The organism is Pseudomonas sp. TE6283 (genome assembly GCF_054060555.1).
On sequence record NZ_JBSSDH010000007.1, the window covers coordinates 1 to 20,160 of the forward strand.

The window sequence follows — 20,160 nt, forward strand, 5'->3', positions numbered from 1 at the left end:
CTCGCGGGTATAGGTCTTTCGTTCTTGCATGGAACCTCCTGAATGGGCGAATCATATCGCCCTTAAGAGGTGTCCGGGGTTAGTAGACCACTACAAGGCCGCTCCTACAGGGATCGCGCTGGGCTGGTCACCACTGGCGCTTGTCCGGGCGGGTCAGGCCGAGCTTCTCGATCTTGTAGCGCAGCATGTCCCGCGACAGCCCCAGCAGACGTGCCGACTTGGTGACGTTCCAGTCGGTGCGATCAAGCGTGCGGCAGACCATGTCGCGCTCCATGTCCGGCAGGCTGGCGGTACCCGGGGGCTCGTGGCGCGGCGCTTCGAACGCCAGCACCTGCCCCGGTTGCGCCGGCGGCTCGTCGACCAGGGTCAGGCACAGGTTCAGCTGATGGGCGCCGATCACCTCGCCGGGCGCCAGCAGCACCGTCTGCTCGAGCATGTTGCGCAGTTCGCGCACGTTGCCCGGCCAGCCATAGCCCAGCATCAGCGCCTCGGCCTCGGCCGAGAAACGCAGGTTGGGCTTGCCGTAGCGCCGCCCGTGATGAGCCAGGAAGTGCCGGGCCAGGAGCAGGATATCCTGCCCGCGAGCATGCAGGCGCGGCACCTTGAGCGCGATGATGCGCAGGCGGAAGAACAGGTCGCGGCGGAACTTGCCCTGCTGGACCATCTGCTCGAGGTTGCAGTTGGTGGCGCTGATCACCCGCAGGTCGACCTTGCGCTCCTTGACCGCGCCGATCCGGCGGATGGTCCGATCCTCCAGCAGCTTGAGCAGCTTGGCCTGCAGCACCAGGTCCATCTCGCCGATCTCGTCGAGGAACAAGGTGCCGCCATCGGCCGCCTCGACCAGGCCCACACGACGCTCCTTGGCATCGGTGAAGGCGCCCTTCTCATGACCGAACAGCTCGGCCTCCAGCAGGTTGGCGGGAATCGAGGCGCAGTTGAACTCGATAAACGGCCCCTTGGCCCGACTGCCGTCGAAATGCAGGGCGCGGGCCACCAGTTCCTTGCCGGTACCGGTCTCACCCTCGACCAGTACCGGCGGCAGGTCGCCGCTGGCCATGCGCTGCTCGGCGTCGAGCAATTGGCGCAGGGTGTGCTTGAGTTCGAGCATGGCCGGCGACTCGCCGATCAGCGCTTGCAGCCCGGACTTCTGCGCCTCGCGTTCCTGGTAGAACGACAGCGTGCGCTCCATGCGCTCGGCGGCAAGGGCCTTGTCCAGCATCAGCTTGAGCTCGGCCAGCACCACCGGTTTGGTCAGGTAGTGGAACGCCCCCTCCTTCATGGCCAGCACGGCGTCCTCGACGTTGCCGTAGCCGGTCATCATGATCACCTTGAGCTCCGGCGCCTGCGCCACCAGCGTGCGCAGCAGGTCGTGGCCGCTCATGCCGGGCAGCGAGTTGTCGGTCAGCACGGCGTCGGGCCGGGCGCGCTTGATCTGCTCCAGCGCCAGTTCCGCACTGTGACACACCGTGACCTCGAAGCCTTTCAGGCCCAGGTAGGTGCGAATGTTGTCGGCGAGGATTTCATCATCCTCGACCACCAGGATGCTGTGCTCCATGGTCCCCTCCCGCTGCAATTTTGAAAGTCAGGCTGACGCGGGTTCCTTCCTCTTCGCGGCTGGTCAGCTCGACCGCACCGCCAAAGCGCTCCATGATCCGCTTGACCAGGGCCAGGCCGACACCCAGCCCGCCCTGCTTGGTGGTGAAGAACGGCTTGAACACCATGCGCCGTTGCTGCTCGTTCATGCCCTTGCCGGTGTCGCTGAGCTGAAGTTGCGCCTGCTGGCCCTCCAGTTGGCGAACCTCGGCGCGCAGCTCGCCGCCCTGGGGCATGGCCTCCAGGGCGTTGGCGAACAGGCTGTTGAGGATCTGCGTCAGTTGTAGCGGCTGGCTGGCCACCCATTGTGTTGGCGGCCCTTCGAAGGCGAAGCGCACGCCGTTGCGCTCGATCTGCGGGGCGAAGGTCTGGCGCGTATCCTCGATGGCCGCCACCAGGTCCACTGACTCGGGCTCGTCGCTGGCCGGGCGCAGCGATACCAGCAGGTCGCGGACCCAGCGCGACATGCGATCGACCTGGGTGATGATATCGCCGATATTCTTCTGCGCCGCCGGACTGGCGATGTCCTGAGCAAGCTCCGCGCTGGAGCGGATATTGGCCAACGGGTTGCGCAGGCTGTGGGCCACCGCCGAGGACATCTCGCCCAGGGCCACGTAGGTCTCGCTGGCCACCAGGCGGTCCTGCTGGTGGTGCAGCAGGCTGGCGGCGCGGCGCACGATCCAGAACAGGCCGAAGTAGACCAGCGCCCCGCCGACCAGGGTCGAGGCCCAGATCAGCACGTAGCCACGGTGGATGCGCCGCACCAGATCCTGGGGTTCCTTGTAGATCTCGACCATGGCCAGCACCTGCTCGCCCTGGCTGTCAAACAGCGGTATGTAGTTCTCGATGAACAGGTGCCGGGGCTCGCGCTTGAACTTCTGCTCCTCGCGCTCCTCATCGGCCTTGTGGTAGCTGGCCGATACTGACTTGCGCGAATGGAAGGCGCGCTCCAGGTCCGCGTCCTCGTCGATGCGCTTGCCAATCAAGTTGGAGTTGGTCGACCAGACCACCAGGCGGTCGCGACCATAGACATTGGCCAGCAGGGTGTCGGGCAGGTGTTCGATGTGGTCAAGGAACTCGACCCGGGTCGACTCGGCCAGTTGTGGGGTGAACTGCAGGTGTTGCTGGTCCATACGCGGGTCAAGCAGCTCGCCCATGGTGATGCCGGGCGGCAGCTGCGAATGGCGCACCTCCGCCTGGGCCATGGCCTGGATGAACTGGGCAGTGAGCATGGCGTCGCGTTCAACGCTGTCACGCACCACGAAACGCGTCGAGACATATCCCAACCCGCCGGCGACCGAGGCGATAATCAACAGGCTGACCAGCGAGAACCAGCGCAGCAGGTTGAACTCGCTCAGCGGCGCGGCCAACCCGGAAGCGAGACTGCCGGGCTTGTCAGAGGCATCATTGTCGAGCGTCTGCATTGCGTCGCTCCCGCCTGGGGCCGATGAAGGCTATCGGCATGCCATTGCTACCGATAGTAGCAAAGTGACTCCATTGAGGCCGGGCGGACGGTGCCGCCTCAGGCTTGTATCAGGTGAAGCAAAAACTCAGCCAACGCGTCAACTATTTTATTTTTCTTTATAGATCACATGCTTGAACAAATTTATTAATGCTAAATATAGAAAAATCCCCCACTTCTGGGGAATTGCCACCCATACCCAATAAAATACTTACAAAACAATAGGTTAATAGATATATCTACAGTTGATAATCACATAACTGCGACACGAAAATTCAACAACACCCGTGTCCCCATCCCCTCGCGGCTGCTCAACCGCACCGAACCACCAAAGCACTCCATGATCCGTTTGACCAGCATCAGCCCCACGCCCACGCCACCCTGCTTGGTGGTGAAGAATGGCCGGAAGGCCATGCGCTGCTGCTGCTCATTCATGCCCTTGCCGGTGTCCGAGAGACGCAGGCTGAGGGTGCGGCGGTCGTGGCGCACCACCTCCACGCGCAGCTCTCCACCCGCCTCCATCGACTCCAGGGCGTTGGCAATCAGGCTGTTGAAGATCTGCCGGAGCAAAGCCGGTTGGCCCAGCACCCGGGCCGTCGGCAGCTCGTCCATGACCAGACGCACCCCCCTCTGCCGCAGCGCCTGGTCATGGGCCTGGAAGCTGTCGCGCACGGCCTGGGCCACATCCACCGGCACGGCCTCGTCACCGAGCGGGCGCAATGACTGCAGCAGCTCACGCACCCACTGCGACATGCGGTCGACCTGGCTGATGATGTCGCTGATGTTCTTCTGCGCCGGGCCATCATCGAACGCCTGGGCCAGTTCGGCGCTGGAGCGGATGCTCGCCAGCGGGTTGCGCAGGCTGTGCGCCACCGCCGACGACACCTCGCCCAGGGCGACGAAGGTTTCATTGCCGATCAGCCGCTTCTGCTGCACCGCCATCAGCCGCGCCGCGCGGCGCATGATGCCGTACAGGCCGACGTAGACCAGGCCGGCGCCCACGGCGATGGCCAGCCAGATCAGCAGCAGGCCGTGCTCGATGCGCACGATCAGGTCGTGGGGCTCCTTGTAGATCTCGACCATGGCCGTGACGTTTTCGTCGTCGGCATCGAACAGGGGAATGTAGTTCTCGATGAACAGCTCCTCGGGCGGGGTGACGAACTTCTGCTCGCTGCGCGCCCGCTCGAAGTCGTGGTAGCTGGCCGACACCCGCATCTTGTACGCGAAGGCCCGGTCGAGGTCGTCGTCGGACTCGATCAGCTTGCCGATCAGCGCCGGGTTGCTCGACCAGATCACCGTGCGATCGGGGGCGTAGATGTTGGCCAGGAGTATGTCCGGCAGATGGGCGATATGGTCGAGGAACTCACCCCGGGCACGGCGCCGGGCCTCGGGGTCGACGTCCGACAGGGCCTTGTCGGTACGCGGGTCGAGCAGTTCGCCCATGGTCCGCACGTTGGGGATCGACACATGACGTACTTCGGCATCGGCGATGGAGGTGATGAACTGCGCGGTAAGCAAGGCGTCGCGCTCGACACTCTCATTGATGATGAAGCGGCTGGAAATCAGGCCCAGGCCGACACCCACCGAGACGATGACCGCCAGGCTCACCCAGGCGTACCAGCGCAGCAGGTTGAACGGCTTGCGCGCCGGGACGGTGTCGGCGGGCAGCAGTGTGTCGGGACGGGGGGCGAGGTCCATGGCGGGCTCCGCGGCTGGGCACCTTTAGAGGTTATAGCCCAGAGTTGGGGAAACCATGGGGTGTCGGTCGGGCTACTAGTCGCATGAAGGCTGCCAGGTGCTCGCCGCGAGCCTTGCAGCGCCTTTGAGATCGAGCGCCGGCCGCCCTCAAAGTGGCGCATCCTCAGCCAGCCCGCGCAGCAACCGATACTCACGCAAGACCGCCGGCACATACCGCCGCGTCTCGGCAAACGGCGGCACCACCCTCCCCCGGCTGAGCACCGCGTCGGGCCCGGCATTGTAGGCCGCCACCGCCAGGGTGATGTCGTTGTCGAACAGCTTGAGCATGCGCTTGATATAGCGCGCCCCGCCCTGCACGTTGGACGCCGGGTCCAGCACATCCGCGACACCCATCTCCTTCGCCGTGTCCGGCATCAGTTGCATCAGCCCCGCCGCCCCCTTGGCCGAACGGGCCTTGGGGTTGTAGCCGGACTCGGCCTTGATCAGCGCATGCAAGAGCGCAGGCGACACATCGTTGGCCAAGGCCGCGGCCGCCACCAGGTCGGCATAGGGCCGCCCGGTGACCAGCTGGGCGTTGACCGGCCCGCCAGCCAAGCCGTTCTCCTTGATCACCCGCTCATAGTGCCGTCCTGGCCGATGCACGTTGGACAGCACGAAGCCGCCCTTGCCATCACTGGCGATGTAGATGTCGGCCTGGGCGCCGAGCGCCATCAGCCCCGCCGCCAATCCCAGGATCAGTCCACGCATGTCGGTCACCTCCCGCCGCACAAGAACAACAGTGGCCCCCGATGTGGGGAAAATGGCCCGTCGAACCGGGCTTTTCGGCTATGACGCAAGCGCCGTGCCGCCCGCCAGCGCTCATGGCGCAAGGGCCCGGCGCAGACGTGCACGGCTGTTGCATGGCAGGGGTAAACGCACTGGAGGATTTCACCATGCAGCGCAACATCCACAGCCAACGCGGCTTCACCCTGCTCGAACTGTTGGTGGTGCTGGTGGTGCTGGGCCTGCTGGCCGGCATCGTCGCGCCCAAGTACTTCAGCCAGCTGGGCCGTTCCGAGGCCAAAGTGGCGCGGGCGCAGATCGAAGGCCTGGGCAAGGCCCTGGACCTCTATCGCCTGGAAGTCGGCCACTACCCCAGCAGCGAACAGGGCCTGCAGGCCCTGGTGGCCGCCCCCAGCGGCGAGGCGCGCTGGTCGGGGCCATACCTGCAAAAAGCGGTACCCCAGGATCCCTGGGGACGCCCCTACATCTACAAGCAGCCCGGCGAGAACGGCGGCGAGTACGACCTGCTGTCGATGGGCAAGGACGGGCAGCCCGGCGGCGACGGAGAAAATGCCGAGATCACCAGTTGGCAGTGAGGAGCCCGACCATGCGCTACCAGCTCAAGGCCCTGGGCAGTCAGGGCGTGGTGCAAATGCAGGTCGAGGCCGAGGACAGCGACCAGGCCCGGCGCCAGGCCGAGGACCAGGGCCTGCGCGTGCTCAGTGTGCGCAGCCGGGGCCTGGCCCTGCGCCGACGCCCGGCAGCGTTCGACCTGATGCTGTTCAGCCAGGAACTGGCCACCCTCCTCGGCGCCGGCCTGCCGCTGATCGACGCCCTCGAAAGCCTGGCCGAGAAAGCCCCCGGCGGCGCCACGCGCAAGACCCTGGCGCAACTGGTGGGCCAGCTGTACGAGGGGCGTTCGCTGTCCCAGGCCCTGGCCCAGCAGCCACGGGTGTTTCCCGCCCTGTACGTGGCCCTGGTGCAGTCGAGCGAGCGCACCGGCGCCCTGGGCGATGCGCTGAACCGCTACATCGGCTATCGCCAGCGGCTGGACCTGGTGCGCCAGAAGCTGGTCGGCGCCTCGGTCTACCCGCTGCTGCTGCTGCTGGTGGGCGGCGGCGTGGTGCTGTTCCTGCTGGGCTATGTCGTGCCGCGCTTCAGCCTGGTGTTCGAGGGCATGGGCAGCGAGCTGCCCTGGTTGTCACGGGTGCTGATGCAGATCGGCCTGTTCCTGCATGCCCAACAACTGCCGTTGGGGCTGGGCACCCTCGCCGGCCTCGGCGCGCTGGTCGCCCTGCGCCGCCATCCGGCACTGCGCCGTGGTGCCGGTCGCCTGCTGCGCCGGGTACCGGCCCTGCACCAGCGCCTGGTGATGTACGAACTGGCGCGTTTCTACCGCTCGCTGGGGATCCTCCTGCAAGGCGGCATTCCCATCCTCACCGCCCTGGGCATGGCCCGGGGGCTGCTGGGCAGCAGTGCGGCCGAAGGCCTTGAGCAGGCCAGCCGACGGGTCGCCGAAGGCCTGCCATTGTCCGACGCGCTGCTGGCCGGGCAACTGGTCACGCCGGTTTCGCTGCGCCTGCTGCGCGCCGGCGAGCAATCGGGCAACCTGGGCGAGATGCTCGAGCGCTGCGCGGATTTCCACGACCAGGAGATCGGCCGCTGGGTCGAGTGGTTCGTCAAACTGTTCGAACCCTTGCTGATGACCTTCATCGGCCTGCTGATCGGACTGATCGTGATCCTGATGTACATGCCGATCTTCGAACTGGCGTCGAGCATTCACTGAGCGAGGTAGCAAATGGCCATGCGCATGGCTTAGCATCGCCGGTTTGCCCCTAGAGCCCTTCAATCGTGCCGCTTAGCCTGCCGACCCTGATCCTGGTCGCCGTTTTCATCCTGGCCCTGATGGGCATCCTGACCCTGCACGCCTGGCGGCGCTGCGCCAGCGATCCGAGCCTGGGCTACCTGGGCGCGATGCTGCTGATCTCGGGCCTGGGAGTCTGCCTGAACGCCCTGCGCGGGTTTGGCGCGGACTACCTGGCCCTGGTACTGGGGAATATCGTACTGCTGGTCGGCACCGGCCTGGGCTGGACGGCCATGCGCGTGCTCGGCGGACGCAAACCGCACTGGCCGCTGCTGCTGGCCGGCGCCGTGTTCTGGGGGCTGTTCAGCCTATGGCCGGGCTTTTACGGCGATCTCGGCCTGCGGGTGAAGGTGTATTCGCTGCTGACCCTGGGCTACACCGGCCTGAGCATCGGCGAGTTGCTGCGGCCACGGGTGCGCCTGCAGGTGTCCTATACCCCGGCGCTGATCCTGACCACCCTGCATGCAGCGCTCTACCTGATGCGCACGCTGCTCGAGGACGGTGTCGCCCTCGACCAGGCGATCAACAACGGCGGCGCCAGCCCGGGCTTCTTTGCCTTCATCCTGTTCGAGTCGATGCTGTTCGCCATCGGCATTTCCTATGTGACCCTGGCAATGGTCCGCGAGCGCGCCGAGATCCTGCTCCGCGCCGCGGCCTACAGCGACCCGCTGACCGGCATCGACAACCGCCGGGCGTTCATGGAGCGTGGCAACCAGTTGCTGCATGACTGCGCAACAAGCCAGGTGCCGGTGGCGTTACTGCTGTGCGACCTGGACCATTTCAAACGGATAAACGACCGATTCGGCCACCCCGCCGGGGATGAGGTGCTGTTGGCGTTCGCCCGGGAAACCGCTCGCCACCTGCGCCGCGACGACCTGTTTGCGCGCATCGGCGGTGAGGAGTTCGCCTGCCTGCTGCGCGGCGCCAGCGAGGCCGAGGCCGAACAGGTGGCGCAGCGGATCTGCGCCGGATTTTCCGGGCTGGCGTTGCTGGAACCGGGCCTGCTGGGTGTAAGTATCGGCATAGTCAGCCAGCCGGCCGCGCCAGGGGAGCTATCGCGGCTGCTGTCGATGGGCGACCGGGCCTTGTACGCGGCCAAGCATCAGGGGCGTGGCCGGGCGTTGCGCTATGCCGAGCTGTGCTGAGGCCCGCGCTCGCTCTCAGTAGTCGAACCGTTCCACCGCCCGCCGCCGCTCGTTGTCATCGCGCCGGTCATAGCTCGCCGTGGTCTGGATATTGGCATGGTGCGCGAGCTTCTGCGCGATCGACAGGTCGTGCTCCTCGATCACCCGGGTGATGAACGCCCGGCGAAAATCATGGGGCATGATCTTGGCCCCCACCTGCGCCCCACGCTGGCGGGCAATGTAATAGATCGCGTGCTTGGTGATGCGCGCACGGGTAATGTGGCTGCCGCGACGGATGCGGTTGAACAGGAAGCTGTCGTCGCGCTCGCCGGCAGGCAGGTGCTGGCGGCGCAGGTCGAGCCAGGCCTGCAGCTTGTCGAAGGCCCAGGCCGGGGCGTACTTGACCAGTTGGCGATTGCCCTTGGCCAGCACCTGCACGCTGCGCTCCTGGAAGTCCACCTGGTCCAGGTCGACATCCACCGACTCCGACTTGCGCATGCCGGTGCCGTAGAGCAACGCCAGGATCGCCGCGTCGCGCACGCCCTGGGGGCGCGGGTCGGCGGCGCACACGTCCATCAGTTCACGGATCAGGTTGCGCCGCAGGTTGCGTCCCGGCGGCAGGCGGCTGCCGCCGGCCGGCTTGACCTCGCGGATCATCAGCAGTTGCTCGTGGTCGATCAGCCCCTGGCGCCAGGCCTCGTTCATCACCCCCCGCACGGCATTGACGTACAGCGACGAGGTATTGGGCGCGTAACCATCGGCGCGCAGCGCCGCCACCAGGGCGATCACATGGCCGGGCTCGAGTCGGTGCCAAGGCACATCGGCGATATCGCCATCGGCGAAGCCCAGGCGGTCGGCGGCATCCTGCAGGATGTAGCGCATGGTCAACTGGCTGGACGGGGCCAGGCGGGCGAGGTACTGCAGCAGCGGATTGCGCAGGAGGTCGGTCACAGCGGGGATCCTGTAGCAAAGCCGAATGCGCGGCGAGCGCAAGACGGCGCAAAGCGAGTCATTTCAACCCTGATCAAGGTCAAAAAGACTACAAACAAAAAGAGTCATAATGACCTTAAGCAGTGCCATCACCTTGATATTCAAGGCCTTTGAACGCTGGCATGGTTCGTGATGGTACCCCATTCAACCGCTCCGATCGAACCAAGGTCCCCGCCATGCTCGTCCAGCCGATCACCGCTCGCCCACGCCAGGCCCTTTGGGCCCTGGGTTTTCGTCCGTTCTTCCTCGGCGGCAGCCTGTTCGCCCTGGTCGCCCTGTTGCTGTGGGCCGGCGAGCTGGCCGGCGCGCTCCAGCTCAACCCGGCGGGTGGCATGCTGGCCTGGCATCGCCATGAAATGCTGTTCGGCTTCGCGGTGGCCATTGTCGCCGGCTTTCTGCTCACCGCCGTGCAGAACTGGAGCGGTATCCCGGGCCTGAGCGGCCGGCCGCTGCAGGGGCTGTTCCTGCTCTGGCTGCTGGGTCGGATCAGTTGGTTCCTGCCCTTGCCGACCTGGCTGCTGGTCTTGATCGAGGGTACCTTCCTGCCGCTGGTGGCGCTGGCCCTGGCGCGACCGATCGTGCAGCGGCGGCTGCGCAACAACTATCCCATCGTCGCACTGGTGCTGCTGATCGCCGCCTGCCAGTGGCTGACCTTGGCCGGCGGGCTGCAGGACAACGAGCTGTGGCAACGGCGCGGCGTGCTGGCCGGGCTTTGGCTGGTGGCGGCGATGATGAGCGTGATTGGCGGGCGGGTGATCCCGTTCTTCACCCGTCGCGGCCTGGGCAACATGAGCCCTGCACCGCCCCGCCCCTGGCTGGACCGCGCCTGCCTGCTGGGCAGCGTGTCGCTGCCGCTCACCTACGTGCTCGGCTTCAACGATGCGCCGCAGCCGCCAATGGCCTTGCTGTTCGCCGCCCTGGCGGTGCTGCACGGCGTGCGCCTGGTGCTTTGGCATGACCGTGGCCTTTGGCGGGTGCCGCTGCTGTGGTCGCTGCACCTGGCCTACGCCTGGCTGATCCCGGCCTGCCTGGGCCTGGCGCTGTGGCATGCCGGGGTCGCGATCAATCCGAGCCTGGCCGCCCACGCCTTGACGGTCGGCGCCATGACCGGACTGATCGTGGCGATGATGGCCCGGGTCAGCCTGGGGCATACCGGGCGACCTCTGGCGGTGCCGCGCAGCATTGGCTGGGCGTTCGCGCTGATCCAGCTGGCGGCGCTGGCTCGGGTCGTGGTGACGCCGTTCACGCCGCTGGGGCTGGGGGTATCGGTGCTGTTCGGCAGCGGCGCGTTGCTGCTGTTCCTCTGGCACTACCTGCCGATCCTGCTGCGGCCGCGGGTGGACGGCATGCCGGGCTGAACGACGTGGAGCGGGCTTGCCCCGCGCCAGGGGCGCATCTGGTCTACAGTTCAACCCACGCTCATCCACCAAGGGACCGCATGGCCTTCCACCACCTCACCCGCACCCACCCCCGTCTCAGTATCGCCACCCTGGCCGGCCTGCTCGGCGGCTGGCTGATCCCCGCCGGCGATACCGTGCAGCACATCCTTGCCGGCTGGAACCTTGGCGTCTGGCTGTACCTGGCCATGGTCCTGTGGCTGAGCCTGCGGGCCAATGCCGAGCGGGTGCGCAAGGTCGCCCGCATCGAGGATGAAAACGCCGGTCTGGTGTTGATCACCGTCTGCGTCTCGGCCATCGCCAGCCTGGCCGCCGTCACCCTGCAGTTGGTATCCAGCCGCGGCCTGGAGGGCGGCGCCCTGGCCCTGCACTACCTGTACACCGGCCTGACCGTGGCCGGCTCATGGCTGCTGATCGGCTGCATCTTCAGCCTGCACTACGCCCGGCTGTTCTACACCGGCGACCGCCATGAACCGCCCCTGCGCTTTGCCGACGGCGAGCGCAACCCGGACTACTGGGACTTCCACTACTTCTCGTTCACCATCAACGTCGCCGTGCAGACCTCGGACATCGGCGTCGCCGGCCGGGCCATGCGCCGGGTGGTGCTGGCGCACTCACTGGTAGGTTTCGTGTTCAACACGGCGATCCTCGGTTTTACCATCAACATCGCCGCCGGGTTGCTCGGCTAGCACCCGCAGCGCGCAGGCGGCGATGCGCCGACACACCTGTTCCAGCACAGCGGCCTCCAGCACCAGCCCCAGGCGCAGATGTCCCGCCGCGCTCGGCCCGAACCCATCCCCCGGCAGCAGGGCCACGCCCTCCTCGTCCAGCAGGCGCTGGGCGAACGCCTGGGCGCCGAGCCCGCTGCCGCGGATGTCAAGCATCACGAACATGCCGCCGACCGGCCTATGGACATGAATGCCCGGACAGCCCCCCAGCGCCGCGCAGACCCGGTCACGCCGCTGTCGGTAGACCTCACGCATCCGCCGCACGTCTACCCCAGCCTGGTCCAGTGCCACGCAAGCCGCATGCATGACGAACTCCGGCAGGCCGAACAGCATGCTCATCACCAGTGTGCCGAGGTGCTGGGCGAACAGCGGCGGGCCGATCACCCAGCCGACCCGCCAGCCACTCATCGCATGGGACTTGGACAGGCTGCCGATCGACACGCAGCGCTCGGCCATGCCTGGCAGGCTCAACGGACTGGACGCCTCACCTTCGTACAGCAGCGACTGGTAGACATCATCGCAGACCAGCCACAGATCATGCTCCCGACATAACTGCGCCAGGCGCTCCAGGTCGGCCTGGTCGATCATCGCGCCCGTCGGATTGTGCGGACTGTTGAGCAGCAGGCCCCGGGTGCGCGGAGTGATCACCCTGGCCACTGCGGCAGGATCCAGGCGAAACCCCTGCTCCGGCCGCACCGCGACCTGTACGGCCCGTGCACCGCAAGCACCGAACACGCCGTGATAGGTCACGTACATGGGCTCGGCGACGATCACCTCGTCGCCGGGCTCGAACAGGCACTGAAAGGTCGCGAACAGGCCGCACTGGGCTCCGGCGGTCACCACGACCTGCGCGGGATCCAAAGATAACTGGCTGTGGCGCACCACAGCCTCACGCAAGGCGAGACTGCCACACACATCGCTGTAATGGGTATCGCCGCGCCGCAAGCTGGCCACGGCGGCCTCGACCACCGGGCCCGGGGTGTCGAAGTCGGGGTCGCCCACCGATAGCAGAAAGATTTCGCGCCCCAGGCGGCGTTGCTCCAGGGCCTGGTAGTGAATGTCCCAGGCGGCGACTGCATGGCCGGCAATACGTTGGGTAAGCGTGGAAAAACGCATGACTGTCTCCCTGTCTGCCCGGCCGACACCGTTGGTCCGAAAAGCGCTGCCGATAAACATAGCAGAGCAACTCTCGCTGCCAGCCGCCCGCCCACAGGGAAAACGTTTGCCCCGGCAGATAGACACCCACCGTTCATCGTGACAGGACTGTGACCGCCGTCATGCATTAGTACATCTGCCTTATTTTCTGGCGATTACTGTCATGGCAGGTGCTATGGTTAGAGTCCCGACTGCCAGGAAGGCCACAGTGTTACCGCTACGAAATCACCGTGTTCAGGACACGAACAAGGAGGCTGGCATGAACAAGATGACGTTCCCCAACGCCTGCCAGGTGATGCGTTGGCATTTCCATCCGCTGGGCTTCGAGGCCAGCATGGATGCCCCGCGCAGCATGGTCGCCCGGCTGTTCGACCGGGTCACTGGCGAGACCCTGCTGGCAATCGCCGGCATCCCCTGCGCCACCATCATGCCCGCCGCCGATGTCGAGCGGATCATCGAGGCAGTGGAAGCCGAGATGGAAATCTTCGACCTGCTGGCCAGCCCCATGCGCAGCGCCGTCTAGATTGCCTGTTCCTGGCGCGCCTTCAACGTCTGCAACCCTTTCATGAACTGCTCGGGCGGCACTGGCTGGCCAAGCAGGTAGCCCTGCAGCGAGTCGCAACCCAGGCGGGTGAGGAAATCCTGCTGGCGGTCGGTTTCCACCCCTTCGGCGACAATTCGCAAGCCCAGCGCCTGGCCCAGGGCGACGATGGCCGAGACAATCGCCGCATCGTCGCTGTCCTGTTCCAGATCGCGCACGAAGCCGCGGTCGATCTTCAGCTCATTGGCTGGTAGACGCTTGAGGTACATCAGGCTGGAATACCCGGTGCCAAAATCGTCGATGGACAGGTCCACGCCCATGTCCGACAGACGCTGCAGCACATGCAGGCTGGCGTCGGCATCGCGCATGGCGGTGGTTTCGGTGATTTCCAGGGTCAGGCGGTTGGCCGGCAGGCCGTTCTCGTTCAGCGCCTGGGCCACGCTGTCGACCAGCCCGGCATGGCAGAACTGAATGGCCGACAGGTTGACCGCGATGCGCCAGTCTTGGTTGCCCTCGTCCAGCCACTGGCGCATCTGCCGGCACGCTTCGCCCAGCACCCACTCGCCGATCGGAATGATCAGGCCGGTCTTCTCGGCCAGGCCGATGAAGCGGTCCGGCAGTATCAGGCCATGTTGCGGATGCTCCCAGCGCAGCAGGGCCTCGGCGCCGATCGGCTGGCGCTGCACAGCGTCGAACTTGGGCTGGTAATGCAGGCGGAACTGATTGTGCTCCAGGGCCGTGCGCAGGTCCTGCAGCAGTTGCAGTTGCTGGCGGGCGTTGCTGTTCATCGAGGCGTCGAAGAAGCTGTAGCCGTTCTTGCCGGCGCTCTTGGCGTGGTACATGGCTGCGTCGGCATTGCGCAGCAGCTCATGCTGGTCCAGGCCGTTGCCCGGGTACAGCACGATGCCCAGGCTCGCCGACAGCTGCAGGTCGTGTTCGGCCACGCGGAACGGCCTGGCCATCAGGTTGACCTGCTTGACCGCGACGTTCATGGCGTCGTCCGGCTCGTCCAGCTCCACCAGCAGCACGAACTCGTCGCCGCCGATCCGAGCCAGGGTGTCCTGGCTGTGCAGATGGCCGCGCAGGCGTGCCGCCACGGCCTTGAGCAACAGGTCGCCAACATGGTGGCCGAAGGCATCGTTGACCGGCTTGAAGCCGTCCAGGTCGATGAACATCAGGGCGAAGCAGCCGCCCTGTTCCGCCACCCGGCCCATGGCCTGGTCGATACGGTCGGCCAGCAGCGTGCGGTTGGGCAGGCCGGTCAGGGTGTCGTGCAGGGCCAGCTGGGTCAACTCCTGGTTGGCCAGGGTCAGCGAGCGGGCCAGCTCCGCCGTGCGCGCCTCCAGGCGGGCGTCCAGCACCGAGGTCAACAGGGCAACCGCCAGCACCGCCAGGGTGGTGATCAGCACCAGGTAGTCCAGGCCGTCGCCGGCCAGGCCCGTGGCCAGCGCGCCGCAGAAGCTGCCCGCCGGGAAGCTGGCCGCAGCCATGCCGGTGTAGTGCATGCCGACGATGGCGATACCCATCACCACCGCCGCGACACCGCGGATCTGACGCACATAGGGGGTGTGCTGACGCAGGCGGAAGGCGATCCACAGCGCCGCCGCCGACGCCCCCACCGCGATGGCCAGCGACACGCCGAACAGCGTCGGGTCGTAGTCGATGCCCGGCTGCATGCGCAGCGCGGCCATGCCCATGTAGTGCATGCAGGCGATGCCGGTGCCCATGATCAAGGCACCGAACACCAACTGCAGCCACGGCAGTCGCGGCTGGCTCACCAGCCATAGCGCAAAGCCTGAGGAGGCCACCGCGATCAGCAGCGACAGGACCGTAAGCGTGGTGTCATAACCCAGCTCGATCGGCAGGCTGAACGCCAGCATGCCGATGAAGTGCATCGACCAGATACCGATGCCCATGGCAAACGCCCCGCCGCCCATCCACAGGTACACCGCGCGCCCCTTGGCCGTGGCGATGCGCCCGGTGAGGTCCAGGGCCGTATAAGAGGCAAGGATGGCCACGCACAGCGAGATCAACACCAGCGAGGATGAGTAACTACCGATCAGCATTTGCACTTCCAGGAACAGGCCGGGGGACGGCCCGGAAAAAGCCGATGATTGTACTCAAGCTTTGGCGAAACGCACGGGGTTTTCGCGAAGCTAAATGGATCCAATGAACGGCAAGAGACGCCGCAGGGACTGGGCTAGAGCGCATTGCCCAGCAATTGAAGGCATATTGCCACTTGTCGTTTCGGGCCTCATCGCGTCACCACGAAACCCAAGCCAAACGAAGCGACTCCAGCTAATCTCAACAGGCCGCCCCCTGCAAACTTGCTGCCCCAGGAGCTCGCAATGGCCATCCCACCCAACCAGGCAGCGTTGCTCACCCTGCTTGTCTTCGCGCTGTGTCTGACTGCCGGCTGTTCAAGCAAACACGCCACCACCCGCTACGCGGCCCAAGGCGCCAACTGCTACGCCAAGGCTCTGCCCAGCAGCGGCGAAGGCGGCCTGGCCTTCGGCCCCACCCTGGCCATGGCCAGCAAGAAGTCACTGGACAGCTGCGTGCGCTACGCCGGCAGGTCGGGCGGCACCCCGCACACCTGCCAGGTGGTCGTGGCCAGGTGCAAAGGCTAGCCCAGCGCTCGCTCGACCAACGCGGTGACCTTCCTGCGACAGGCAGGCGGATGAGTTATTGGCCCGTCTGCTGACGCTGCCAGCGCTGCAGGTTCTCGGCCACCAGTTGCTCGGGCAATGGCCCGCCGACCAGCGCCTTCATCTTGCGCGCCAGCTGCTCGCGCAGCGCCGGCTTGTTGCAGCCCGACTTGTGCGACAGCGCCAGGTACAACCCCTCGCTTGAGACCGGTGGGTCGAGCACTTCAAGCGCCTGTTCCTTGCCCAGCATGCGGGCCAGGGCAAGGCCTGGGTAGTGTTCGAAGATCACATAGTCGCTGCGTTTGAGCAGCAGTTTCTGGAAGGCCTGGGTGACGCTGGGCACGGCCTCGAGCACGAGCTGCGCCCGTGCATAGTCGTCAAAGGCCTGGCCGTGGCTGTTGTTGACCAGTGTCCCGCCACGCCGCCCCTTGAGGTCGGACCAGTCGCTGTAGGCGAAGCCCTCGCCCTTGCGTACCCAGACCACGCTGGAGTTGAACAGGAACGGCGGGCTGACGAAGTCCACCAGTTGCTCCCGCGCCTGGGTGCGAAAATACCCCGCGAGCATGTCGACACGCCCGGTATTCACCTCTTCCTGGGCTCTGGACCAAGGCCCGACATACACCACGTCCACCACCAGTCCCAGCTCCTTGGCCACCTGCTTGAGCAGGTCGGCGTTGGCGCCGATCAGCCGCCCGGGGTCATGCGGATCACGCCACAGGTAGGGTGGATAGTCCGGATTGCCGGTGGCGGTGAGGTGCTGGCAGGCGTCAGTGGCACCGGCGAGCTTGGGCATCACCGCCAAGGCGAACGACAACAACACAGACAGACCCAGACAATGTCCGCTCATTGCGCTCCTCTTACCATGGATTACGCCACTGACAACATGGCCCTACACAGTGTGCACGAGAAACGCACGAATGCCATATGCGACATGATGAACCATTGTGCCGCGCCGGCAGGCGCAATACCGTCTAATCCCGCGCCAACGCCTCGATCGGGTCCAACCGCGCCGCGTTCCTCGCCGGCACGAAGCCGAACACGATCCCGATCAGCGTCGAACACACGAACGCCGTGACGATCGATCCCAGCGAAAACACCATTTCCCACTGCTTGACGAACAACGCGAACAAATAACCGATCCCATAGGACAACCCGATCCCGATCACCCCACCGATCAGGCAGACCATCACCGCCTCCACCAGGAACTGCTGGCGGATATCGGACTGCCGCGCCCCCACTGCCATGCGAATGCCGATCTCCCGGGTCCGCTCGGTGACCGATACCAGCATGATGTTCATCACCCCGATCCCCCCGACCACCAGTGAAATCACCGCGATCAGCGACAGCAGCAGGGTCAGCGAGCGGCTGGTCTTCTGCACGGTCTGCATGATGCTGTCGAGGTTGTTGGTGAAGAAGTCCTTGGTGCCATGGCGCTGCAGCATCAGCTTGTTGACCTCCTCCTCCACCCGCTTGCTCGGCATGCCGTCCTTGATCCGCACACTGATGCTGTCCAGATGGCGCTGGCCGAGCACCCGCCCGGCGGCGGTCTCGTAGGGCATCCACACGTTGAGCGTGTTGCCGGCGACGAACAGGTTCTTGTTCTCGGCGGTCACGCCGATCACCGTGCACGGCAGCTTGCCGACCAGGATCACCTGCCCCAGCGGGTTGACCCCGTCGCCGAACAGGCGCTTGCGCGTGTTGTGGTCGATCACCACCACCTGCGCCTGGCGCCGGGCGTCGTCGGCGCTGAACACGATCCCCGAGGCCAGCGGAATGTTGCGCACCTGGAAGTACTGCTCGCTGACGCCGTTGAGCTGTACGTCGGCGTCGATGTTGCGGTAGCGCACCAGCGAGCTCTGGCCGATCACCGGCGTGGCGCTGTCGACGTAGTAGAGCGCGTTGAGCGCCGTCACATCGGCCGGCATCAAGGTCTCGATGGCCTTGGCCCGGCTGTCGCCGAAACTGGTGCCCGAATAGATGTCGATGGTGTTGCTGCCGATCGCCTGGATGTCCTTGAGCACGTAGCCCTTGGCGCCTTCGCCGATGGCCGAGATCGACACCACCGAGGTGATGCCGATGATGATCCCGAGCATGGTCAGCAAGGTGCGCATGCGGTGCGAGACCAGGGCGATCCAGGCCATCTTGAACGCCTCGCGGAACAGCCCCAGGCTGGCCACCAGCCGCGGCCGCGCCTGCTCGACAGCCGGCGCGGCCGCGGCGGTCGGCGCCGGTGCCTCGGGCCGGGTGCGGCGGTCGCTGACGATCTGCCCGTCGCTGACCTCGATGATCCGCTCGGCGTGGGCGGCGACCTTGGGATCGTGGGTCACCAGGATTACCGTGTGCCCGGCAGCGTGCAGTTCCAGCAGGATGTTCATCACCTCCTTGCCGCTGGCGGTGTCGAGGGCGCCGGTGGGTTCGTCGGCGAGGATCACCTCGCCGCCGTTCATCAGCGCCCGGCAGATGCTCACCCGCTGCTGTTGGCCGCCGGACAGCTGGCTCGGGCGGTGCGCCAGGTGGCTGGCCAGGCCCAGCCGCCCGAGCAGTTCGCGGGCGCGGGCATGGCGCCCGGCCTGGGACACGCCGGCATACACCGCCGGGATCTCGACGTTGCGCAGGGCATCCAGGTGCGGCAACAGATGGTAACGCTGGAAGATGAAACCAAAATGGTCGCGCCGCAGCGCCGCCAGGGCGTCGTCGTCCAGGTCACGGGTTTCCTGGCCGCTGACCTGGTAGCTGCCGGCGCTGGCATGGTCCAGGCAGCCGAGGATGTTCATCAGGGTCGACTTGCCCGAGCCCGAGGCGCCGATGATCGCCACCAGCTCACCGGCATGAATCTGCAGGTCGATGCCCTTGAGCGCCAGGAACTCACGGTCGCCGGCCATGAAACTGCGGCTGACACGCTGCAGGCGCAGCAACGGCTGTTGCTGGTCAGCAGGCCGCGCCAGGTGCGGTGAAAGCTCGACGGTCATGTTCATGCTCACGCCCCCGCCTCGCCCGACACCGGCTCGCCGATCACCACCCGATCGCCTTCGGCCAGGCCATCCTTGACCTGCACCTTGACGTTGTTGTTGATCCCCGCCTGGACCTTGCGCACCTGGGCGAAGCCCTTGGCGTCGATCACCCTTACCGGAAAACTGCCGTCGGCGTCGCGCGGCCCCAGCGCCGCCACCGGCACGGTGAGCACGCCCTGGGCGGTGTCGAGGACGATGCGCACCTGGGCGGTCATCGAGATGCGCAGGCGGTGCTCGGGGTTGGGTACCTCGAACAGTGCGTTGTAGAACACCGCGCTGGCCTGCTTGGCCGCGCCGCTGTTCTTGTCGCTGCTTTCCAGGTAGTTCTGCGGCGCAGGCTCCGTGCCGCGCAGCTTGGCGTAGTAGCGCTGGTCGTCGCCAAGGATGGTGAAGTACACCTGCTGGCCGGGGCTGATATGGATCACGTCGGCCTCGGACACCTGGGCCTTGATGGTCATGGTGTCGAGGTCGGCCAGCTTGAGGATCACCGGCGCCAACTGGTTGGAGATCACCGTCTGGCCTTCCTGGGTGACGATGCCCACCACATGGCCATTGATCGGCGCGACGATGCGGGTGTAGCCGAGGTTGACCCTGGCGGTGTCGATCTGTACCCGGGCGCTCTTGATCTGCGCGTCCAGCGAGCGCAGGTTGGCCTGCTGCACCTCGAACTCGGACTCGGCACTTTCGAAATCCTGGCGCGAGATCGACTCGTCGTCCTGCAGCACCTCGTACCGCTCGTAGACCCGCCTGGCCTGCTTGAGCTTGGCCTGCACCGAGCGCCGCTCGGCCTGCAGCTTCTCCTCGTCGACCTCGGCCTGGCGCAGGGTGTTCTGCGGCACAAGCGGGTCGATCTCGGCCAGCCACTGGCCCTCGCTGACCTTGTCGCCGAGCTTGACCTTCAGCGACTTGAGCTGCCCGGAAACCTGGGCACCGACGTCCACCTGGCGGATGCCCTCCAGGGTGCCGGTGGCCAGCACCGCGTTCTCGATGTCGCCACGCTCGACCGTGGCGGTAATGTACTGCGGCGGCTTGGCCGGGGCCTGCACCGCGTACAGCACGATACCAGCGACCAGGGCCGCGGCGAGCCCAAGGGTGATCTTGCGAAACTTCGTCTTTTCCATAAAACCGTTCTTCCAGAATCCGCTGAGGTCCCGTGGGCACGGGCATGGCCCGCGCCCACGACGGTG

Annotated in this window: 17 protein-coding genes; 7 read left to right on the forward strand and 10 right to left on the reverse strand. The window is 66.0% G+C overall.

Translation table 11 applies throughout. The features are described 5' to 3' along the window. Positions 1 to 127: 127 nt before the first annotated feature. The 4 genes from ACVWZ5_RS11795 to ACVWZ5_RS11810 form a co-directional block, all read right to left on the reverse strand. Positions 128 to 1,555, reverse strand: a complete 1,428-nt coding sequence (locus ACVWZ5_RS11795; protein ID WP_457340624.1) for a sigma-54-dependent transcriptional regulator — start codon at positions 1,553 to 1,555, stop codon at positions 128 to 130. After that, complete coding sequence (locus ACVWZ5_RS11800; RefSeq protein ID WP_062574189.1) at positions 1,524 to 3,017, reverse strand: sensor histidine kinase; 1,494 nt, start codon at positions 3,015 to 3,017, stop codon at positions 1,524 to 1,526. Before ACVWZ5_RS11800 ends, ACVWZ5_RS11795 begins: the two co-directional genes overlap by 32 nt. Positions 3,018 to 3,307: 290 nt before the next feature. After that, the gene (locus ACVWZ5_RS11805; protein WP_343582254.1) at positions 3,308 to 4,753 is read right to left on the reverse strand and encodes an ATP-binding protein; all 1,446 of its coding nucleotides are present in this window, start codon (positions 4,751 to 4,753) and stop codon (positions 3,308 to 3,310) included. A gap of 147 nt (positions 4,754 to 4,900) precedes the next feature. Then, entirely contained in the window at positions 4,901 to 5,464 is a 564-nt protein-coding gene (locus ACVWZ5_RS11810; RefSeq protein ID WP_375547225.1) for a lytic transglycosylase domain-containing protein, read from the reverse strand. A gap of 221 nt (positions 5,465 to 5,685) precedes the next feature. Here ACVWZ5_RS11810 and gspG point away from each other — a divergent pair, with 221 nt between their 5' ends. The 3 genes from gspG to ACVWZ5_RS11825 all read left to right on the forward strand — a co-directional run bounded on the left by gspG (position 5,686) and on the right by ACVWZ5_RS11825 (position 8,524). Next, the gene (gene gspG / locus ACVWZ5_RS11815; protein WP_028691860.1) at positions 5,686 to 6,111 is read left to right on the forward strand and encodes a type II secretion system major pseudopilin GspG; all 426 of its coding nucleotides are present in this window, start codon (positions 5,686 to 5,688) and stop codon (positions 6,109 to 6,111) included. A gap of 11 nt (positions 6,112 to 6,122) precedes the next feature. After that, positions 6,123 to 7,301 carry a type II secretion system F family protein gene (locus tag ACVWZ5_RS11820; RefSeq protein ID WP_186599795.1) on the forward strand — a complete coding sequence of 393 codons (1,179 nt, stop codon included), beginning with the start codon at positions 6,123 to 6,125 and terminating at the stop codon, positions 7,299 to 7,301. Positions 7,302 to 7,366: 65 nt separating this feature from the next. Continuing rightward, the gene (locus ACVWZ5_RS11825) at positions 7,367 to 8,524 is read left to right on the forward strand and encodes a GGDEF domain-containing protein (RefSeq protein ID WP_062574192.1); all 1,158 of its coding nucleotides are present in this window, start codon (positions 7,367 to 7,369) and stop codon (positions 8,522 to 8,524) included. 15 nt (positions 8,525 to 8,539) lie between these two features. On the opposite strand, the gene ACVWZ5_RS11830 is transcribed toward ACVWZ5_RS11825, so the two are convergent. After that, on the reverse strand, positions 8,540 to 9,454 hold the full coding sequence (locus ACVWZ5_RS11830) for a site-specific integrase (protein WP_028691857.1): 915 nt from the start codon (positions 9,452 to 9,454) through the stop codon (positions 8,540 to 8,542). A 215-nt stretch (positions 9,455 to 9,669) separates the two neighbouring features. Here ACVWZ5_RS11830 and ACVWZ5_RS11835 point away from each other — a divergent pair, with 215 nt between their 5' ends. Beyond that, a complete protein-coding gene (locus ACVWZ5_RS11835; protein WP_062574193.1) occupies positions 9,670 to 10,851 on the forward strand; it encodes an NnrS family protein in 1,182 nt (393 codons plus the stop codon). A gap of 80 nt (positions 10,852 to 10,931) precedes the next feature. Next, positions 10,932 to 11,579, forward strand: coding sequence for a DUF1345 domain-containing protein (locus ACVWZ5_RS11840; RefSeq protein WP_062574194.1), 648 nt, complete (start codon positions 10,932 to 10,934; stop codon positions 11,577 to 11,579). Here the strand turns inward: ACVWZ5_RS11840 and ACVWZ5_RS11845 are convergent. Next, complete coding sequence (locus tag ACVWZ5_RS11845) at positions 11,505 to 12,734, reverse strand: pyridoxal phosphate-dependent aminotransferase (protein WP_457340625.1); 1,230 nt, start codon at positions 12,732 to 12,734, stop codon at positions 11,505 to 11,507. The genes ACVWZ5_RS11840 and ACVWZ5_RS11845 overlap by 75 nt on opposite strands. Positions 12,735 to 13,032: 298 nt before the next feature. Between ACVWZ5_RS11845 and ACVWZ5_RS11850 the strand changes: the two genes are divergently transcribed. After that, positions 13,033 to 13,296 (forward strand): DUF1652 domain-containing protein, encoded by a 264-nt coding sequence (locus tag ACVWZ5_RS11850; RefSeq protein WP_028691502.1) that lies wholly within the window; start codon positions 13,033 to 13,035, stop codon positions 13,294 to 13,296. Here the strand turns inward: ACVWZ5_RS11850 and ACVWZ5_RS11855 are convergent. Further along, complete coding sequence (locus ACVWZ5_RS11855) at positions 13,293 to 15,380, reverse strand: putative bifunctional diguanylate cyclase/phosphodiesterase (RefSeq protein WP_062574196.1); 2,088 nt, start codon at positions 15,378 to 15,380, stop codon at positions 13,293 to 13,295. The genes ACVWZ5_RS11850 and ACVWZ5_RS11855 overlap by 4 nt on opposite strands. 282 nt (positions 15,381 to 15,662) lie before the next feature. Here ACVWZ5_RS11855 and ACVWZ5_RS11860 point away from each other — a divergent pair, with 282 nt between their 5' ends. Then, complete coding sequence (locus ACVWZ5_RS11860) at positions 15,663 to 15,944, forward strand: hypothetical protein (protein WP_062574197.1); 282 nt, start codon at positions 15,663 to 15,665, stop codon at positions 15,942 to 15,944. A 55-nt stretch (positions 15,945 to 15,999) separates the two neighbouring features. Here the strand turns inward: ACVWZ5_RS11860 and ACVWZ5_RS11865 are convergent, their stop codons facing one another. From ACVWZ5_RS11865 to macA, 3 genes are all read right to left on the reverse strand, one after another. Continuing rightward, positions 16,000 to 16,809, reverse strand: a complete 810-nt coding sequence (locus ACVWZ5_RS11865) for a substrate-binding periplasmic protein (RefSeq protein ID WP_062574198.1) — start codon at positions 16,807 to 16,809, stop codon at positions 16,000 to 16,002. A 124-nt stretch (positions 16,810 to 16,933) separates the two neighbouring features. Next, complete coding sequence (locus tag ACVWZ5_RS11870) at positions 16,934 to 18,937, reverse strand: MacB family efflux pump subunit (RefSeq protein ID WP_069016638.1); 2,004 nt, start codon at positions 18,935 to 18,937, stop codon at positions 16,934 to 16,936. 2 nt (positions 18,938 to 18,939) lie between these two features. Continuing rightward, entirely contained in the window at positions 18,940 to 20,094 is a 1,155-nt protein-coding gene (macA, locus tag ACVWZ5_RS11875) for a macrolide transporter subunit MacA (protein WP_062363080.1), read from the reverse strand. Between the last annotated feature and the right edge of the window lie 66 nt (positions 20,095 to 20,160).

What these genes read in the sequence shown, in the direction of transcription:
- ACVWZ5_RS11795 (WP_457340624.1), bottom strand. Translation starts at nt 1,555, where the DNA reads ATGGAGCACAGCATCCTGGTGGTCGAGGATGATGAAATCCTCGCCGAC.
- ACVWZ5_RS11800 (WP_062574189.1), bottom strand. Translation starts at nt 3,017, where the DNA reads ATGCAGACGCTCGACAATGATGCCTCTGACAAGCCCGGCAGTCTCGCT.
- ACVWZ5_RS11855 (WP_062574196.1), bottom strand. Translation starts at nt 15,380, where the DNA reads ATGCTGATCGGTAGTTACTCATCCTCGCTGGTGTTGATCTCGCTGTGC.
- ACVWZ5_RS11810 (WP_375547225.1), bottom strand. Translation starts at nt 5,464, where the DNA reads ATGGCGCTCGGCGCCCAGGCCGACATCTACATCGCCAGTGATGGCAAG.
- ACVWZ5_RS11820 (WP_186599795.1), top strand. Translation starts at nt 6,123, where the DNA reads ATGCGCTACCAGCTCAAGGCCCTGGGCAGTCAGGGCGTGGTGCAAATG.
- macA (WP_062363080.1), bottom strand. Translation starts at nt 20,094, where the DNA reads ATGGAAAAGACGAAGTTTCGCAAGATCACCCTTGGGCTCGCCGCGGCC.
- gspG (WP_028691860.1), top strand. Translation starts at nt 5,686, where the DNA reads ATGCAGCGCAACATCCACAGCCAACGCGGCTTCACCCTGCTCGAACTG.
- ACVWZ5_RS11870 (WP_069016638.1), bottom strand. Translation starts at nt 18,937, where the DNA reads ATGAACATGACCGTCGAGCTTTCACCGCACCTGGCGCGGCCTGCTGAC.
- ACVWZ5_RS11805 (WP_343582254.1), bottom strand. Translation starts at nt 4,753, where the DNA reads ATGGACCTCGCCCCCCGTCCCGACACACTGCTGCCCGCCGACACCGTC.
- ACVWZ5_RS11865 (WP_062574198.1), bottom strand. Translation starts at nt 16,809, where the DNA reads ATGAGCGGACATTGTCTGGGTCTGTCTGTGTTGTTGTCGTTCGCCTTG.
- ACVWZ5_RS11850 (WP_028691502.1), top strand. Translation starts at nt 13,033, where the DNA reads ATGAACAAGATGACGTTCCCCAACGCCTGCCAGGTGATGCGTTGGCAT.
- ACVWZ5_RS11860 (WP_062574197.1), top strand. Translation starts at nt 15,663, where the DNA reads ATGGCCATCCCACCCAACCAGGCAGCGTTGCTCACCCTGCTTGTCTTC.
- ACVWZ5_RS11835 (WP_062574193.1), top strand. Translation starts at nt 9,670, where the DNA reads ATGCTCGTCCAGCCGATCACCGCTCGCCCACGCCAGGCCCTTTGGGCC.
- ACVWZ5_RS11840 (WP_062574194.1), top strand. Translation starts at nt 10,932, where the DNA reads ATGGCCTTCCACCACCTCACCCGCACCCACCCCCGTCTCAGTATCGCC.
- ACVWZ5_RS11845 (WP_457340625.1), bottom strand. Translation starts at nt 12,734, where the DNA reads ATGCGTTTTTCCACGCTTACCCAACGTATTGCCGGCCATGCAGTCGCC.